Below are 16,378 nucleotides of genomic sequence, written 5' to 3' on the forward strand. Positions count from 1 at the left end.
AGTAGCCTGGCGCGATGCCGGTGACTGATGTGTACCGTGAGACGGGGGAAGCCGCCTGGGCCTGGGTGCTCGGACAGCTTCGCGAGGACGACGGCCCCTGGCTGCCCGACAAGGTGACCGAGGACCGCTGGCGGGAGGGGCCCGCCGAGGACCGCGACAGCGTGTACGCCGGGATCGGCGGGCTGGCCCCCGTGCTGGCCGAGATCGCCCGGTACCGTCCGCTGTCCCAGGAGGAGCAGGCCCTCGCGGACGCGATCGTGGCCCGGCTCTCCCGCCAGGTGGCGAGCCGCGTCGAACCATCCCTCTGCGACGGACTGGCCGGGGACGCCACGGCGCTGCGCCTGCTCGCGCCCGGCGCCGAGCAGGCCGCGCTGGCGCGGCTCGCGGAGCTGGCGACCCCGGAGGGCTGGGACACCACGCTCGAGATCGAACCGGGCTACCGGGGGCCGCTGCTCGACCTGATCGTGGGCACCGCCGGGGTGATGCTGGCGGCGGTCTGGGCCGGCGGCGAGCACGCCGAGGCGATCGCGGTGACCGGCGGCGAGTCGCTGCTGCGCTCCGCCGACCGCACCGAGGCCGGGCTGGACTGGGGCATCTTCCCCAAGGCCCCCTCCCGGAGCCCGAACTACGCGCACGGCACCGCCGGGGTCGCGGCCGCGCTGGCCGTGACCGGAGCGGCCTTCGGCCGCCCCGACTTCGTCGCCGCCGCCGTGCAGGGCGCCCAGCACCTGCTGACCGTCGGCTCCCTGGCCGACGGCGGGTTCGTCGTGCCGCACACCATCCCGCCGTCCACCCGCGACGTGGAGCCGCTGACCTACACCTGGTGCCACGGCCCCGCCGGGACCTCCCACCTCTTCTCCGCCCTCGCCCGGGCGGGGGTCGGCGAGGTCTCCGGGGTCGGCGTCGCCGAGCTGCGCCGCCGTTGCCTGCACTCGGTGCTCACCTCCGGGCTCCCGGAGCGGCTGCGGCCCGGCTTCTGGGACAACGACGGGCGGTGCTGCGGCACGGCGGGGGTCGGGGACATCCTGCTCGACGCCGCCCAGGACAGCGCGGACCAGGCGTACGCCGAAACGCTTCTGCGCGGGGCGCACACGATGGGTGACGCCCTGGTCGAGCGGGCCGTCCGGGACGGTTCGGGCGCGCGCTGGCAGTTCCTGGAGCACCGTCAGGACCCGCCGCTGCTGCCGCCCGGCACCGGCTGGATGCAGGGGGCCGCCGGGATCGCGGCGTACCTGCTGCGGCTGGCCCGGGTCCGCGGCGAGGGCCTGACCGCCCCGGTGGTGGACCGGCCCGACCAGTGGTGGGCCGTGCCGGACCGGCTCCGCACCGCCTGACCGAGGCGGGGGCCTCTGGCCCCGCCGCTACGGGAGCAGCGCCTCGAGCTCCGGGAGCCGGCCGAGCAGCTCGGGGAGGCCGCGCAGGCCGTTGCGGACGGCCTCGTGCGAGAGCGCGAGGCCGGGGCCGGTGCTCGCCTCGACCCCGGCGAGGCAGCGCAGGAGGTTCCACCTGGTGTGCCCCAGCCAGCCGCCGGTCATGGACCCGAACCAGCTCGGGCCGGACGGCGGCAGCACGCCGCCCGCCGCGGTGTAGCCGTCGAGAACGGAGCGGAAGACGGCCGGGTCGATGCCGTCGAAGCCGGGCCCCTTGGCGAGGCTCAGCGCCGTCGAGCCGAGCTCGCCCGACAGGTCGAGCGGCCCCGAGAGCTCCCAGTCGAGCACCACCGGCCGGCCCGCCCGGGCCAGCAGGTTCCACGGCTGGATGTCCCCGTGGCTCAGCACGACGGGCCCCGGCCGTTCGCAGGTGTCGACGAAGCGGGCGATCGCGAGGAACGCCTCGACGCGGGAGGCGAGTTCGTCGGCCCACGGCTGCCCGGTCGCCACCGCCCGAGCGGCCAGCTCGGGCCAGTCCCGCGGCGTCGGCCCCTCGGCCGGCTCCTCGGGCCACGGGACGTCGAGCGCGTGGATGCGCGCGAGGATCTCGCCGGTCTCGAACGCGAACGCCGCCGACACCGGCGCCTCGGGCACCTTCTCCCCGTCGACCCACCGGTGCACGAGCGTGCCGCCCTCGGCCGAGACCGGCTCCGGCATCGGCACGCCGGCGGCGAAGGCCGCCCGCTCGAACCGGAGCACGTCCCCGGCGCGGTACGGCGTGCGGCGGTCGGCCAGGTTCAACTCCTTGACCGCGAACGACCCTTGGTCGGTGTCGAGGCGGTACATCCGGTTGGCGAACCCGCCGTGGACACGGACCATCGGCCGGATCGGCTCGCCGAGCTGTGAGAGGTTCACCCCCGCATGCTAAGGCCTGTCCGGCCGGACTTTCTGCGGCTCGGCAGGTCAATTCAGGGTGGAGCGGAGGGCGTTGACGCGGGCCACGGCTGCCAGGAAGTCCGGGCGGTCCAGGTGGCCGGTGGTGAGGGCGGTGGTGAGGGCGGTGGTGGCGGTCTCGGCCTGGGCGGGGGTCTGGGCGGAGCAGAGGAGGAGGTCCATCCCGGCGAGGGCGGCCGATACGGCGTGGGTGGCGGTTTCGGTGGGGTCGGGCGAGGGGGTGGGCCGGGAGGTGGGGCTGAGGGCTCCGGCTTCCAGGGCGTCGGTGATGGTGACGCCCTGGAAGCCGAGGTGGTGGCGGAGTTCGTCGCGGACGATCCGGGGGGAGAGGCCGGCCGGGCGGTCCGGGTCGAGGGCGGGGTAGACGGCCCAGCTGACCATGACGAGCTTGACGCCGGCCGCGATCGCCGCCGGGTAGGGGGCCTCGTCCACGGTGGCGAGGCGGGCGGCGGAGGCGTCCAGGGTCACCTCGCCGGTGTCGGTGTTGCGGCCGGCGGGGGCGGTGCCGAGGCCGGGGAAGTGTTTGGCGGTGGCGGCGACGCCGGTGGCCTGCTGGGCGGTGACGAACGCCCCGCCCAGGGCGGCGACCTGGGCCGGGTCGCGGCCGTACGAGCGCTCGGGGCGGTCGATGAAGTTGCCGGGCCGGTCGTAGACGTCCAGGACGGGGGCGAGGTTGACGTTCAGGCCGTGGGCGGCGAGGTTCTGCCCGGCCTCGGTGCCGGCCTCGCGGGCAGCGGCGACGGGGTCCTCGGCCTCACCGGTCTGCCGGGCCGAGAGTGCGGGCGCGCCGGGCAGGCGGCGGACCAGGCCGCCCTCCTGATCCGTCATCAGCAGGAGCGGGAGCCGGACCGGGCTCTCCTGCTGGGCTGCGCGCAGCTGGGCGACGGCGGCCGCGAACCGCTCGGGGTCGGCGGTGTTCGGGCCGAAGAAGATCACTCCGGCGGCCTGGCCGGCCCGGATGTCGTCGAGCAGGGAGGCCGGCGGGGTGTCGCCCGAGTAGGAGTAGATGACCCGCTGGCCGGCGAGCTGGCGGTCGGTGAAGGCCGGGGTGGGCGGCGGGGTCGGAGTGGGGGACGGAGCGGGGGACGGCGGCGGGGTGGTGGTCACGGTCGGAGCCGGGAGGGGTTGGCCGGAGGGCGCCGGGGCGCCGGTGGAGCAGGCGGCGGCGAGCAGGACGAGCCCGGCGGTCAGCAGACGTGTGGCCGCTCGCATTGCCCGCCTCCCCAGTCACGACCCCCGACAGGACATGTACCCACACCGGCGGGTCGTACCGGCTCCGCCGGGCCCGGCGGCCGGCCGGATTCACCTGTTGGGCGGCGTCGGGAAACCCCAGACTTCTGGGGTACCGGCCGCTCCGGCACGGTCGGAGACTGCCGGTATGGACACCATCGAGCAGAACAAGCAGACCGTCACCGCATTCATCGACGCGCTCTTCAGCCAGGGCGACCTGGGGGCCGTGGACACATACCTGGCCGAGGACTTCGTCAACAACGACCCGCCGTTCGGGGCCGGTGCCGACCGGGAGGGGATGCGCCGGGCCGGGGCGCTGTTCCGGGCCGCCTGCCCGGACTGGCACAGCGACCAGGACCTGCTCGTCGCCGAGGGCGACCTGGTGGTCGAGCACTTCACGGCCAGCGGCACCCACCAGGGCGAGCTGCTCGGCGTCGCCCCCACCGGGCGGCCGCTCAGGCTCCCCGGGATCAACATCTTCCGGCTCCGGGACGGCCGGATCGTCGAGCGCTGGGGCCGCCTGGACGAGTACGGCCTGCTGCGCCAGCTGGGGCTGGCCTGAGGCGTGTGTTTCGGACCAGGAGTAGCGTCGGAGCCATGGCGATGTCAGTGACCGATCGCCGGACGGCCGGACTTGTCGCCCGCTGTTACGCCGGGCTCGGTCCGGCCGCGCTGCGTGCGGACGTGCTGCCGAGGCTGCGCCGGCTGGTCCCCGCGGAGGCGGTGTTCTTCGCCGCCGTCGACCCCGCCTCGCTGCTGTTCACCTGGGCCGCGGCGGACGAGCCGCTGGCGGGTGAGACGGCGCGGTTCCTGGAGAACGAGTACGGCCGGGCGGACGTCAACAAGTTCGCCGAACTGGCGGACGCGGACGATCCCGTCGCCACCCTGGGCCGGGCGACGCGCGGCGACCTCGCGGCCAGCCCCCGCTCCCGGGAGATCATGGCGCCGCTCGGGCTCGGCGACGAGCTCCGGGTGGCGCTGCGGCACGGCGGGAGCTGCTGGGGCGTGCTGTGCCTGCACCGGGAGCCGGCGGCCGCCGGCTTCGGGGAGCAGGACCTCGCCGTGCTGCGGGCCCTCGCCCCGCACCTCGCCGAGGGCCTGCGGCAGGCTGTCGCCCTCGGGCTGACCGGCCCCGCCTCGGAGCCTGGTGCCCCGGCCCCCGGGGTCCTGGTGCTCGACCCCGGACCGGAGCTCCGCTCGGCGAGCGTGGAGGCCCGCGACTGGCTCGCCCGTCTCGACCCGGCCGGCTTCCCGCCCGGCGGTGAGCTCCCGTACGCCGTCTGTGCGGTGGCCGCCCGGCTGGACCAGCTGGAGCAGGCGTCACCGCCGGTGGCGCGGGTGCGGGACCGCCACGGCGGGTGGTGGACCGTCCGGGCCACCCGGCTCACCGGGCCGCCCGCGCCGCAGACGGCGGTGATCGTGGAGCCCGCGCCGCCCGCGCAGCGCTCCTCGCTGCTGCTGCTCGCCTACGGGCTGAGCCCGGCCCAGAGCAGGGTCGCCACCCTGGTGCTGCGCGGCCGCTCGACCCGGGAGATCACCGCCGAGCTGTGCATCTCGGCCAACACCGTGCAGGAGCACCTCACCGCCGTCTTCGACCGGCTCGGCGTCCGCAGCCGCCGGGAGCTGGTCGCGCTCGTCCTCGCGGACCGCGGCGGCGCGTAGCCTCCTGGGCATGGCGATCAACGGCTTCGGGGTGACGGAGTTCCAGCTCGTACTGCTGCGGCGGATGGCCGACTTCCAGCCCGGCCTGGTGGAGGACGCCGTGCGGCGGCTCGGGAAGGACCGGGCGGGGATGCGGGAGGCTAACCGGCGCTGGCAGGCGATGGTGCGGGCGCCCGGCTTCCCGCGGGGCGGGGCGCGGCACCGGGCGGTGCTCGGCGCGCCGGAGGCGGCGGTGGCGCGGCAGGTCGGTGATCTCGGCTGCACCGCGTGGCAGTGGGAGCTGCCGCTCTGGCCGGAGCTCCGCTTCGAGGTGCTGCTCGGCCCGGCCGAGTTCGGTGCGCCGGTGCTGAACGAGTGGCTGGTCCGGGCGGCCGGGGCGCCGGCTCTGCGGACGCTCGCCGATCTGCTGCCGTGGAGCTGCGTGGTGGACGACGTGGGCGCCGCGTTCGCGCCCGCCGTGCCGAGGGAGGGGAGCGCGCCGAACCGCTTCCAGCTGGACTTCGCGGCGGCGGGGGAGGACGGGCGGGTGCGCCCGTGCACGGCGGACTTCACCTGGGGGCTGCTGCAGGAGGTCCGGGAGGTGACCCCGGTCGGGGACGACCGGGGTCACGACCGGGATCAGGGGATGTAGTACATCGGGTTCGGGATCTTGTAGGTGCGCTCGGTGTGACCACCGGTCAGGTCGCTCTGCTGGTCGCCGAAGTCGGCGACGATGCGGTAGCCGAGCGACTCGATGTGCGCGCGGGTGCCGGACTTGTACTCGATGGTGGTGCAGGTCGAGCCGCAGGCCAGGTAGGCCGGCGGGTTGGCCTTGTTCTTCAGGAAGAGGTGCTCCTGGTCGGCCGACGGGTAGCCGACGGCGGCCAGGTTGCGGGCGGTGTCGGAACGCTGTGCCTCCGGGCGGCCGGTGATGAAGAACACCGTGTAGCCCTGCTGCTGGGCCCAGGTCGCCAGGTCGTTCATGCCGAAGACGGCCGGCATGTTCTTGGTGGCGATGTACTGCGAGTTGCTGGCCGGGTTGTAGACGAAGGTCGTCTCCAGCTCGTAGTTGTAGGTCGACAGCGAGGTGTCGTCCACGTCCAGCACGATGGCCTTCTTCGGGCCGCGGGTGTTGCGGGCCTTGTCGGCGAGGAAGCGCTTGGCGTCCTTCTCGATGTCGGCGACCTGCTTGGCGTAGTTGCTGTCCGCCGACGGCCAGTGCTCGCCCTGGGCGTCCACGGTGTCGCCGTAGTACGCCTTGATGTTGGCGACCTCGTTGGTCATGTTGGTGATCTGGCGGTCCGTGCGCGGCGCCTTGGCGTCGGCGATCGCCAGCCCGCCACCCGCGAAGGCGCCACCGGCGAGGACGCCGATCGCCAGCAGGGCCACGGACTTCGAACGGCTCTTGTCGAGCATGCGGGTACTTCCCCCTCGATCAGCCGGGTGGGGAGGGCGAGGGTCGCCTCCTCCGCAGTCCCGGCGCGCATGATGCGGCAAGAACCTAGAGCCGGGCTGAGTGCCTGGTCAAGGGGCTCTACGCGTGATGTCTACGCGGGGTGTCTACGCGGGGTGCGGGGAGATGGTGGCCCTCGGCCCGGTCGAGGGCCACCGGGGGGCTTACGGCAGGGTCCAGCGCTGGTTGGCCGCGCCGTTGCAGTCCCAGATGATCAGCTGGGTGCCGTCGGTGGTGCTGGCGGCCGGGTCGTCCAGGCAGCGGCCGGACTGGACGCCCTTGAAGGAGCCGTCGGCCTGCGGGGTCCACTGCTGGTTGGCGCCCCCGTTGCAGGTCCACAGGTCGACCAGGGTGCTGTTTGCGGTCGCCGCGCCGGTCACGTCCAGGCAGGTGCCGCCGAACTTCAGCTGCCCGTTGTCCCAGGTCCAGGTCTGGGCCGCGTCGTTGCTGTCGCAGCTCCAGATGATCGCCTTGGTGCCGTCGGCCTTCGAGCCGCCGAAGGCGTCGAGGCACTTGCCGGTGACGCCGGAGGCGACCGGGCCGGTGAAGGAGCCGGTGCCGGTGCCCGGGGTGAGGGCGAGGTTGTCGAACTGCTGGGTCCGGTAGCCCGTCAGGGCGAGGCCGGCCATGCCGGAGGTGAAGCTGTGGTCGGTGACGGCGCCGACGCTCTGCCCGTCGATCGCGGCGGTCAGGGTAGAGCCCTGCATGGTGAGCGCGAGGCGGTGCCAGGTGTTCAGGCCCGGAGCGGTGACGGTGCCGGCCGCGAGGGTGGTGAAGTTCCAGCTCAGGTCGCTCTTGAGGATCGACCACGCACCGGTGTCACTGAGCCGCAGATGGTAGGCGTTGAGCCCGTTGTCGTTGCGGCCCTGCTGGTTGACCCGGCCGAGCACCTCGGTGGCACCGGGCTGCTCGAACAGGGTGTCGGCGGTGACGGTGTAGTTGACCCAGCTGCTGTCGCCCATGATGGTGTAGGGCGCCTTGTTCGCCTCGTCGGTCCAGTTGACCGGGGCGCTCGGGGCCATCTGGCGCAGGCAGGTGCCGGAGTGGCCGCCGGCGCAACTCACCGTCCGGAAGGCGCCGTTCATGTCGGCGAAGTACTTCGGTGAGGTGGACGCGGCCGGGGTGTCGAAGCTGTCCGCGTACGGCAGGGGGAGCGGCGCGGCGGCCGGGGAGGTGGCGGTGCCCTTGCCCTGGCCGGTGGTGGTGCTCACCGTGTAGAGGTGGCCGGGCTGCAGGGTCAGCGTGTACGAGCCGCCTGCCGGGGTGAGGTCCTGCTGGTGGACGAAGTCGTCGGACTGGTCGGGGGTGGCCAGGTCGGAGGACCACACGTGCACCTGGCCGGTCGGCAGGCCGCCGGTCACCGTGAAGGTGGCGGTCTGGGCGGCGGTGGCGTCCATGGTCTCGATGACGGTGGAGTAGTCGCCGCCGGTCGGGGACTTGAGCGAGACGTAGCTGCCGTTGGCCCGGTTCCCGCCGAGGTAGCCGCTGCCGGAGTCGAGGTACTGCCAGCCGGGCTTGGTGAACTGGGTGGTGTGCGCGGTGGCCCAGGTGGTCTGGCCGATCGAGTAGTTGCCCGACCAGGGCTGTGCGGCGAGGGAGAGGCCGTCGGTGGAGAAGTACAGGTTCTGGTAGAGGGCGGCGATGACCGGCCAGTTCATGAAGGAGGTCATCCGGCCGTCGATGTAGTCGCGGTTGACCGCCCGCGCGACCGCCGGGGCACCGGAGTTGTAGTCCTGCGAGCCGCTCTCGCTGGCCCAGATGGGCTTGCCGAGGGCCTGGGCGGCCGGGGTGCTGTTGCAGGTGGACATCGCGCCCAGGTAGCCGCAGGGGTAGTGCATGCCGACGATGTCGATCGCGGCGTTCAGCTGCGGGTCGGCGGCCATCGCCGAGGCGAGGCCCCAGTCGTAGCTGTCCGCCCCGACCACCTTGGTGGCGGCGTGGCCGCTCGCGACCAGTGCGGCCTTGAACTTCTTGTACCAGGCGGCGTCGTACTCGCGCTCGTTCCAGCCGCCGATGTAGTCGACCGGCAGGTTGTGCTGAGCGGCGCAGCCGAACCAGCCCACCAGGTAGTCGATCATGTCCTGGGACCAGAAGTACGGCTTCCCGGGCGAGGGGTTGGCGGGGTCGTTCACCCCGATCCAGCCGGGCGCGCCCCAGGCGAGGCCGTAGAGCTTGATGTCGGGGTTGCGGGCCTTGGCCTGCTCGGCCAGCCACCACTCGTAGCCCTGGCCGCAGTCCACCGTGCCCTTGGTGTGCTGGTAGCTGGGCTCGGCGCCGTCGGTGGAGTTGGTGTCACCGCCGATCTCGATCTTCAGCGACTGCAGGCCTGCGCCGTAGCCGGGCTTGAAGAGGTAGTCGAGCAACTGGCTGCGCTGGGGCTCGGGGTAGTCGATCAGCAGGCGGGAGTTGCCGCCGCCGCCGCTCGCGGCGCCCACACCGTCGAAGACGCGGCCGGCGGAGTGGCCGTCCACGGTGATCGGAGTGGACACCGTCGTGGGGGGCGCGGCGATGGCGGCGGGAGCGGTGGTGAGGGAGCCGAACAGGAGGAGGACGGCGGCTGCCGCCGCCGTCCGGAGAGGCCGGTGCATTGGGGGGATGCCTTTCATTCGAGGCCAGATCGCTCATAACTCAACAGATGCGATCGGAGTCGAAAGGTAGGTGGCGGCAGGCCGGTGGTCAATGCGGGCACGGGGCGATACCTAGTCAATTACATGGATTTTCTTAGGTGGCATGCTTCGTGATCCGCGCGTTTCGCGCTCTTGACGGCGAGATGAACCGCCGGTTTCCTGTGAGGCGCCACGTTGAAGAGTGGTGACATTTGGTCAAGTCTGTTCACATTGCCCGGAGGCCCGATGAGATGTCGACCCAATCCCCTGCGCCGTGCGGCCACTGTCGTGGCGGGTCTCGGGCTCGCCTTCGCGACCCTGGTCCTGCCCTCGTCCGCCGTCGCCGCCACCCAGACGGTGACGCTCGACGGCACCTCGGCCGGTCGGATCTTCGACGGTATGGGAGCGATCAGCGGTGGCGGTGCGACCTCCCGCCTGCTGGTCGACTACCCCGAACCGCAGCGTTCGCAGATCCTGGACTACCTGTTCAGACCGGGGTACGGCGCCAACCTGCAGATCCTGAAGGTGGAGATCGGCGCCGACGCCAACTCCAGCGACGGGCCCGAGCCGAGCCACATGCGCAGCCGCACCGACCTCGACTGCAACCGCGGCTACGAGTGGTGGCTGATGGAACAGGCCCAGCTGCGCAACCCCGCGATCACCTTCTACGGACTGGAGTGGGCCGGGCCGGGCTGGTTCAACGGCGGCATGTGGTCCCAGGACAACATCACCTACCTGACCAACTGGCTCGGCTGCGCCCAAGGGCACGGTCTCAGCGTCGGCTACCTCGGCGGCTGGAACGAGATCGGTTACGACAAGGGCTGGTTCGAGAACCTGCGCACCGCCCTGGACGCGAGCGGCCACACCGGCACCAAGCTGGTGGCGGCCGACACCGACGACCCGAACTGGTCGGCCGCCACCGACCTCGCCACCGACCAGGCGTTCAACAAGGCCGTCGCCGTGGTGGGCGCGCACGGTGTCTGCTGGCACTCCACCCCCGTGTACACCGGTTGCCCCGGCAACGGCACCGCCCTCGGCCTGGGCAAGCCCCTGTGGCAGTCCGAGGACGACAACGACAGCTACGGGTCGAATCCGACGGCACTGGCCCGGAACATGAACCGTGAGTACGTGGACGCGCGGATCACCGCCAACCTCAAGTGGGCGCTGGTCAGTTCCTGGCCCGCCCACCTGCCGTACTACGACGCGGGCCTGATGCGGGCGGATCAGCCGTGGTCGGGCTCCTACTCCGTCGGCCAGGACATCTGGGCGATGGCCCACACCACGCAGTTCGCCAAGCCCGGCTGGCAGTACCTGGACGGCGGCAGCGGCTACCTGGCCGGTGCCGGTGTCAACGGTGACGCGCACAGCGGGAGTTACGTCACCCTCAAGTCCGGCCAGGACTACAGCACCGTCATCGAGACCACGGACGCTCCGGCGGCGACCACGGTGAACTTCAAGGTGGCGGGTGGCCTGTCCACCGGTACCTTGCACGTCTGGGCGACCGACATGGCCTCGGCCGACCCGAGCCGGTGGTTCACGCACACCCAGGACGTCACCCCGCAGGGCGGCGCCTACTCGCTCACCCTGCAGCCGGGCTACCTCTACACGGTCACCACCACCACCGGCCAGGCCAAGGGCAGTGCCGTACCGCCCGCCGCGGCGGCCTTCCCGCTGCCGTACACGGCCGACCTCACGAACGCGCGCACCGGCGCGGCCGGACCGTACTTCCACGACTGGGCCGGCGCGTTCGAGACCGCCCCCTGCCCGGCCGCCGTCGGCACGGCGAACTGTCTGCGCCAGGTCCTCACGACCGCGCCGATCCCGTGGCACACCGACATGGGCTACACCCCGCTCACCCTGTTCGGCGACCCGAACTGGACCAGCTACCAGGCCGCCGTGGACGTGGTGCTGGAACAGGCCGGCTCGGCAGAGTTGTTGGGGCGCCTGGACCACATCGACCACGACCACTCCGCCTACCACTTCCAGATCACCACCGCCGGCACCTGGACCCTGTACACGGAGAACAGCTCCGGCGCCGACACCACCCTGGCCACCGGCAGCTACTCCGGTGCCGGTGCGGGCAGCCGGCACAACCTGACGCTGGCCATGCAGGGGCCGTCGATCACCGCCTCGGTCGACCACGTGCAGGTCGCCTCGGTGACGGACTACAGCCACCTGGCCGGGCAGCTCGGCCTCGGCGTCGGCGGATTCCAGAACGCCGACTTCGCCAACCTCACCGTCACCCCGCTGGCCGGCCCGGCCGTGGGCAGCCTGGTCAGCGTGAACAGCGGGATGTGCCTGGACGTCACCGGTGCCTCCACCGCCGACAACGCCCTGATCGACCAGTGGACCTGCGGCAGTGGCAAGGCCAACCAGCAGTGGCAGCTGGTGCCGGTCGCCGCCGACACCTACCAGTTGGTCGCGGCCAACAGCGGAAAGTGCCTGGACGTCCCCGGGGCCTCCGCCAGCACGGGCGTCCAGGTCATCCAGTGGGCCTGCGGCAGTGGCAAGGCCAACCAGCAGTGGCGGATGGCCCCGGTGCCCGGGAGCAGCGCCCACCAGCTGGTGTCCGTGAACAGCGGCCTGTGCCTGGACGTCTCCGGCAGCTCGCGGACCGCCGGGGCGCCGGTCGTCCAGTGGACCTGCGGCAGCGACAAGCCCAACCAGCAGTGGACCACCGTCTGAGCGTGGCTGCCCGACGCCCGGTGCCGGTCGGAGCCCCCGACCGGCACCGGGCGATGGTCATTCCGGGCGGCCCGGGTAGACGCCCGGCAGCTGCGCCCGGGTGGTGCCGAGCTTGCGCAGCACGTTGGCGACGTGGTGCTCCACCGTGCGGGGTGACAGGAACAGGGTCTCGGCGATCCGCTGGTTGGCGGCGCCGTCGGCGAGGAGCCCGGCGACCTGGTGCTCGCGCGGCGACAGGCTGCTGCCGTACGCCGGGCGGCCCGGCCCTCGGCGGGCCACGCCGAGGCCGTGCAGGGTCTGCCCGCAGCGGGCGGCGTCGGCGGTGGCGCCGAGGCCGGTGAAGAGGGTCAGCGCCTCGGTGAGCGGACCGGCGCCGTGCCGCCGGAGGGCGGAGCCTTGGCGCTCGAGAGCACGGGCGGTCTCGTACGGCCGCCCGATCTGCCGCCAGAGCTCCACCGCCTGATTGAAGTGCCGTGCGGCGGCGGATGGTTCGGTGTCCTGGCAGAGCAGGCCGCGGGCGAGTTCGAGGTCGGCGGCGGCCGCCGGGCAGTCCCGGCCGTCCAGGCCGCGGGCCGCCTCGGCGGCGAGCAGCCGGGCCGACTCGCGGCGGCCGCAGGCCAGGGCCGTCTCCACCGCGACCGACAGCAGTCCGGCCGCCCGGGGCCAGGCCTCCGTGCGGCGGGTGGTCGCGAGGGCGCGTGCGGCGACCGGCCAGGCCCGGAGGGTCTCGCCCCGGGCCAGGTGGGCTGCGGCCAGGCCGGTGGCGGCCCGCAGCTCCAGGCCCACCAGCAGCAGGTCGGCGCTGATGCCGGCCGCCTCGCCGAACAGCTTGAGCGCCCGGGCGTGCTGCCCCCGGGCCGTGGCCAGGAGGCCGGTCAGCAGCGCCCGTTCGGCATGCACGGCGACGGCGGTGGGGTATCCGGCGACCAGTCGGCCGAGCCGGTCGGCCAGGCCGTCCCACCGCCCGGCGAACGCGTCCAGGCGCAGCAGCGTGCCACCGGACAGGTACTCCACGATCGGGTGGCCGGCCCGCGCGGCGGCCTGCCCGGCCTCGGTCGCCAGGGCGGCCGCCCGGCGGTCGTGGCCGAGGTAGCAGGCGGTGTCCGCGACGTTCTGCAGGGCGCGTGCCGTCTGCCGGAGGACTTCCCGGTCCTCGGTGCGGCGTGGCAGTCGGTCGGTCAGTCCCCAGAGGCTCGGATCGGCCCGACAGGTCATCAGCGTCAGCCGGGTGGCGTGGACGGCTGCTCGCAGCTCCTCGGTGCCGCCCTCGCCGACGGCCCGCTCGGCCCGGGCCAGCCAGGCGCCGGTGTACGCGGGCCCCGCGCCGTCGCGCAGGGCGAGGGCGGCCATCGCCCGGACGGCGCGCTCGGGGCGGCAGGCCGCCAGCTCGTCCACGGCCCGCTCGACCTCGGCGAATCCGGCGGGGTCGGCGGTCTCGTTCAGCATGCCCAGGCCCAGGCGGAGCCGGATCTCGCCACGGACCTCCGGCGGCAGCCCGGGATCGGTGACCAGCCGGCCCAGCAGCCCGGAATCGGCGCGCAGGTCGATGCCGTAGGCGGCGATTCCGGCCAGGGCCAGCGCGGCCCGGGCGCGCGCCTCGCCGGCCAGCTCGGGCCGCTCCAGCAGGCTCCGCAGCAGCGGCGCGGCCGTACCGCCGTCGCGGACGGCGAGCGCCTGCTCGGCGGCCTCCTGGGCCCGCAGCAGCCAGCCCGCCCGGTCGCCGGAGGCGAGGGTGTGGTGGGCGATCCGGACCAGCGGCGCCGGGGTGAGGCCCTGGAGCAGCTCGGCGGCGCGGCCGTGCAGCCGCGCCCGGGCCGGGCCGGGGACGAGCTGGTGGACCACCTGCTGGGCGAGGACGTGGCGGAAGTCGTACGTGCCTGGCTCCGGCTCGTGGAGAACCGCTGCGCCGAGCAGCTCGGTCACTGCCTCGGCGCCCTGGTCCGGGGCGAGGCCGGCCAGGGCGGTCAGCAGCGGCTCGGGAGCCGGTGCCGCCAGGACGGCCGCCGCCCGGGCGACGGCGACGGCCTGCGGAGACAGCCTCGCCAGGCGCTCGGTGACCACCTCGTGCAGGCCGTGCGGCACGTTCTGGAGCAGCCCCGCCGGGTCGTCGGTGGCGGCGTGCTCGGCGAGGGAGCGCAGATCCTCCTCGGCCACCAGCGGCAGGCCTTCGCTGCGGCGGTACACGGCGGCGACCAGCGCGCCGGTGGCCTGTCCGCCGAGCGCGGCGGCGGCCAGCTCCCGCACGTCGGTCTCGCGCAGCGGGCCGAGCCGGATCAGGGAGCCGGCCGTACCGGGCGGCCGACGGTAGGCCGAGCCCAGTACGCCACTGCCCGGTGGCAGGTCCTCGGCCCGGTAGGTGAGCACCAGGCCGAGCTGCGGCGGGAGGTCGCGGGCGAGGAGCAGCAGCAGTTCACGGGTGGTCTCGTCCACCCAGTGCAGGTCCTCCACGATCAGGGTGACCGGACCGAGGGCGGTCAGGAACGACCGTACGGCCTGCAGTAGTTGGAAGCGCTGTCCGGCCGGGTCGGCGGCCGGCGGGGCGGGTGGCAGGCGGTCGGCGAGGTCGGGCAGCAGCGGGGCCAGGGCGCCGGTGGTGGGTGGGAAGGCCGGCGCGTCAGTGAGGTCGGCCTTGCGCAGCGCGTCCACCACCGGCCCGTACGGGAACGGTTCGCGCAGCGGGTGGCAGAGCCCCGTGAGCACCTGGCGGCGCTGCGCGCGCAGCGCCGCCGAGGCCTCATGGACCAGGCGGGTCTTGCCGATTCCGGCCTCGCCCTCGACCAGCACGACGGCGGGGGCCTCGCGCAGCTCGGACAGCAGCCGCGCCAGCTCCGGCTCGCGGCCGACCATCGGGAAGCCGCCGAGGTGGCCTGCCGGTCTGTGCTCTTCGCCCTGGATCACCCGGTCATCGTCGCAGGCCGGGCAGGGTGTGGCGGACGGGGGTGCGGCCGAGGACGTCCGGGAGGGCGGTGGGCGGCTCCTCGGTGCGCCAGGCGATGTGGCCGTCAGGGCGGACCAGGAGGGTGGTGGCGGGGCCGAGGAGTTCGTGCCAGCGGGCACGGGCGGCCGGAGGCCAGGAGTCGGTGGCGATCACGCGGACGGGGGCGGGGACGGCCGTGGGGGTGAAGAGGGTGAAGTCGGGGCCGACCAGGTCGAGGGTGGAGGCGCCCGGGGTGAGGGGGAGGTGGGGCAGGCGGGTGCCCGGGCGGCCGGAGGGGTGGTAGCCGGTGAGGTCCAGCGGGGTGGGTGAGTGGTAGTCGGCGGTCAGCAGCAGCTCGTCGTCGATGCGGTAGCCGGAGCGCTGGGCGGCGTTGGCGGTGGAGATGTCGATCACCTGGCGGGCGAGCGGGCGGCGTTCGGCGTCGTAACCGTCGAGGAGCGACTCGGGCGCGCGGCCGGTGGTGACGTACGCGAGTCTCCAGGCGAGGTTGTCGGCGTCGCCGATGCCGGTGTTCATGCCGTGGCCGCCGGTCGGGGGGATGACGTGGGCCGCGTCCCCCGCGAGCAGGACGCGGGAGTGACGGTAGGCGGTGGCGAGGCGGGCGTCCATCCGCCAGGTCATGGTGTCGTGGACCGTCACGTCGAGGCCGGGGAGGCCGGCGGCGGTGCGGATCAGGGCGGCGAGGTCCGAGGGCGGCTCGGCGGCCGGGTCGAGCGGGTACTGGTAGATCCAGTGCCGGTCGTTGTCGACGGCCAGGAAGCCGCCCCGGCCCGGCGGGGTGAGGAAGTAGGAGGCGCTCGCGCGGTCGGCCACCACCGGGCCGAGCGGCGCCTCGAACCGGATGCTGAGGTAGCGGCCGAGGCCGGTCGGGCCCTCGAGGCCGATGCCGGCGGCGGTGCGGACGGTGCCGGCCGCGCCGTCGCAGCCGACCAGCCAGTCCGCGTGCACGGCGGAGCGGGAGCCGTCCGTTTCGAGGACGGCCCGGATGCCGTCGGTGTCCTGCCGGTAGGAGAGCAGGCGGGTGCCGAAGCGGGTGTGCGGTCGGGCGCGGTCGAGCAGGAGGGGTTCGAGCGCGTCCTGGGAGCAGATCAGGCCCGGGGTGGGGGTGTTGGCCTCGGCGCCCGGCTGCTCGGGCAGGCCGGTGCGGACGAAGTCGGGGTCGGTCAGGTCGCGGCCCCGGTAGAAGAAGACCTGGTCGGCGGGCAGGCCTGCCTGGCGGATCGCGCCCTCCAGGCCGAGGCGGCGGAAGATCTCCATCGAACGGGCGGAGATGCCACGGGCCTTGGGGTGGTGGGAGGTGGTGGACCTGGCTTCGACCAGGAGGTGGTCGACGCCGTGGTGGGTGAGCAGCAGCGACAGGGTCAGGCCGACGGGCCCGCCGCCGGCGATCAGGACGGGGGTGTGGGGCGGCGGTGTCACGGTGACCTCTCGTCGTAACGTCTACTCTGCGTTTTGACGTTACCATTGCGTGGTGAGTGACCGCCGATCAATTGGGAGTGGC

Annotated in this window: 11 protein-coding genes; 5 read left to right on the plus strand and 6 right to left on the minus strand. The window is 73.7% G+C overall.

Going from position 1 to position 16,378, the window contains the following annotated elements; all coding sequences use genetic code 11:
• Positions 1–14 precede the first annotated feature (14 nt).
• A complete protein-coding gene (locus tag ABT095_RS27830) occupies positions 15–1,334 on the plus strand; it encodes a lanthionine synthetase LanC family protein (RefSeq protein WP_350532274.1) in 1,320 nt (439 codons plus the stop codon).
• Between the two features lie 27 nt (positions 1,335–1,361).
• Here the strand turns inward: ABT095_RS27830 and ABT095_RS27835 are convergent, their stop codons facing one another.
• Positions 1,362–2,285, minus strand: a complete 924-nt coding sequence (locus tag ABT095_RS27835) for a phosphotransferase family protein (protein WP_350532275.1) — start codon at positions 2,283–2,285, stop codon at positions 1,362–1,364.
• A 48-nt stretch (positions 2,286–2,333) separates the two neighbouring features.
• Positions 2,334–3,536, minus strand: a complete 1,203-nt coding sequence (locus ABT095_RS27840; RefSeq protein WP_350532276.1) for a glycoside hydrolase family 3 N-terminal domain-containing protein — start codon at positions 3,534–3,536, stop codon at positions 2,334–2,336.
• A 166-nt stretch (positions 3,537–3,702) separates the two neighbouring features.
• On the opposite strand from ABT095_RS27840, the gene ABT095_RS27845 reads away from it, so the two are divergent.
• Genes ABT095_RS27845 through ABT095_RS27855 form a run of 3 tightly spaced genes read left to right on the plus strand, consistent with a single transcriptional unit; the run spans position 3,703 to position 5,847 of the window.
• On the plus strand, positions 3,703–4,116 hold the full coding sequence (locus ABT095_RS27845; RefSeq protein WP_350532277.1) for an ester cyclase: 414 nt from the start codon (positions 3,703–3,705) through the stop codon (positions 4,114–4,116).
• Positions 4,117–4,151: 35 nt separating this feature from the next.
• Positions 4,152–5,216: a helix-turn-helix transcriptional regulator gene (locus ABT095_RS27850; RefSeq protein WP_350532278.1), complete on the plus strand. Its 1,065-nt coding sequence runs from the start codon at positions 4,152–4,154 to the stop codon at positions 5,214–5,216.
• A 10-nt stretch (positions 5,217–5,226) separates the two neighbouring features.
• On the plus strand, positions 5,227–5,847 hold the full coding sequence (locus ABT095_RS27855; RefSeq protein WP_350532279.1) for a hypothetical protein: 621 nt from the start codon (positions 5,227–5,229) through the stop codon (positions 5,845–5,847).
• On the opposite strand, the gene ABT095_RS27860 is transcribed toward ABT095_RS27855, so the two are convergent.
• Positions 5,835–6,611 carry an HAD family acid phosphatase gene (locus tag ABT095_RS27860; protein WP_350532280.1) on the minus strand — a complete coding sequence of 259 codons (777 nt, stop codon included), beginning with the start codon at positions 6,609–6,611 and terminating at the stop codon, positions 5,835–5,837. The genes ABT095_RS27855 and ABT095_RS27860 overlap by 13 nt on opposite strands.
• 201 nt (positions 6,612–6,812) lie before the next feature.
• Positions 6,813–9,236 (minus strand): ricin-type beta-trefoil lectin domain protein, encoded by a 2,424-nt coding sequence (locus tag ABT095_RS27865; protein WP_350532281.1) that lies wholly within the window; start codon positions 9,234–9,236, stop codon positions 6,813–6,815.
• 264 nt (positions 9,237–9,500) lie between these two features.
• Between ABT095_RS27865 and ABT095_RS27870 the strand changes: the two genes are divergently transcribed.
• Entirely contained in the window at positions 9,501–11,939 is a 2,439-nt protein-coding gene (locus ABT095_RS27870; RefSeq protein WP_350532282.1) for an RICIN domain-containing protein, read from the plus strand.
• A 57-nt stretch (positions 11,940–11,996) separates the two neighbouring features.
• Here the strand turns inward: ABT095_RS27870 and ABT095_RS27875 are convergent, their stop codons facing one another.
• Positions 11,997–14,837, minus strand: coding sequence for a helix-turn-helix transcriptional regulator (locus tag ABT095_RS27875; RefSeq protein ID WP_350532283.1), 2,841 nt, complete (start codon positions 14,835–14,837; stop codon positions 11,997–11,999).
• A gap of 4 nt (positions 14,838–14,841) precedes the next feature.
• Positions 14,842–16,296 carry an FAD-dependent monooxygenase gene (locus tag ABT095_RS27880; protein WP_350532284.1) on the minus strand — a complete coding sequence of 485 codons (1,455 nt, stop codon included), beginning with the start codon at positions 16,294–16,296 and terminating at the stop codon, positions 14,842–14,844.
• Positions 16,297–16,378 lie beyond the last annotated feature (82 nt).

The organism is Kitasatospora sp. NPDC002227, assembly GCF_040296285.1.
In the GTDB taxonomy this organism is placed as follows: domain Bacteria; phylum Actinomycetota; class Actinomycetes; order Streptomycetales; family Streptomycetaceae; genus Kitasatospora.

Coding starts and splice junctions, on each gene's coding strand:
- ABT095_RS27830 (WP_350532274.1), top strand. CDS start 15: ATGCCGGTGACTGATGTGTACCGTGAGACGGGGGAAGCCGCCTGGGCC.
- ABT095_RS27840 (WP_350532276.1), bottom strand. CDS start 3,536: ATGCGAGCGGCCACACGTCTGCTGACCGCCGGGCTCGTCCTGCTCGCC.
- ABT095_RS27845 (WP_350532277.1), top strand. CDS start 3,703: ATGGACACCATCGAGCAGAACAAGCAGACCGTCACCGCATTCATCGAC.
- ABT095_RS27850 (WP_350532278.1), top strand. CDS start 4,152: ATGGCGATGTCAGTGACCGATCGCCGGACGGCCGGACTTGTCGCCCGC.
- ABT095_RS27855 (WP_350532279.1), top strand. CDS start 5,227: ATGGCGATCAACGGCTTCGGGGTGACGGAGTTCCAGCTCGTACTGCTG.
- ABT095_RS27860 (WP_350532280.1), bottom strand. CDS start 6,611: ATGCTCGACAAGAGCCGTTCGAAGTCCGTGGCCCTGCTGGCGATCGGC.
- ABT095_RS27865 (WP_350532281.1), bottom strand. CDS start 9,236: ATGCACCGGCCTCTCCGGACGGCGGCGGCAGCCGCCGTCCTCCTCCTG.
- ABT095_RS27870 (WP_350532282.1), top strand. CDS start 9,501: ATGAGATGTCGACCCAATCCCCTGCGCCGTGCGGCCACTGTCGTGGCG.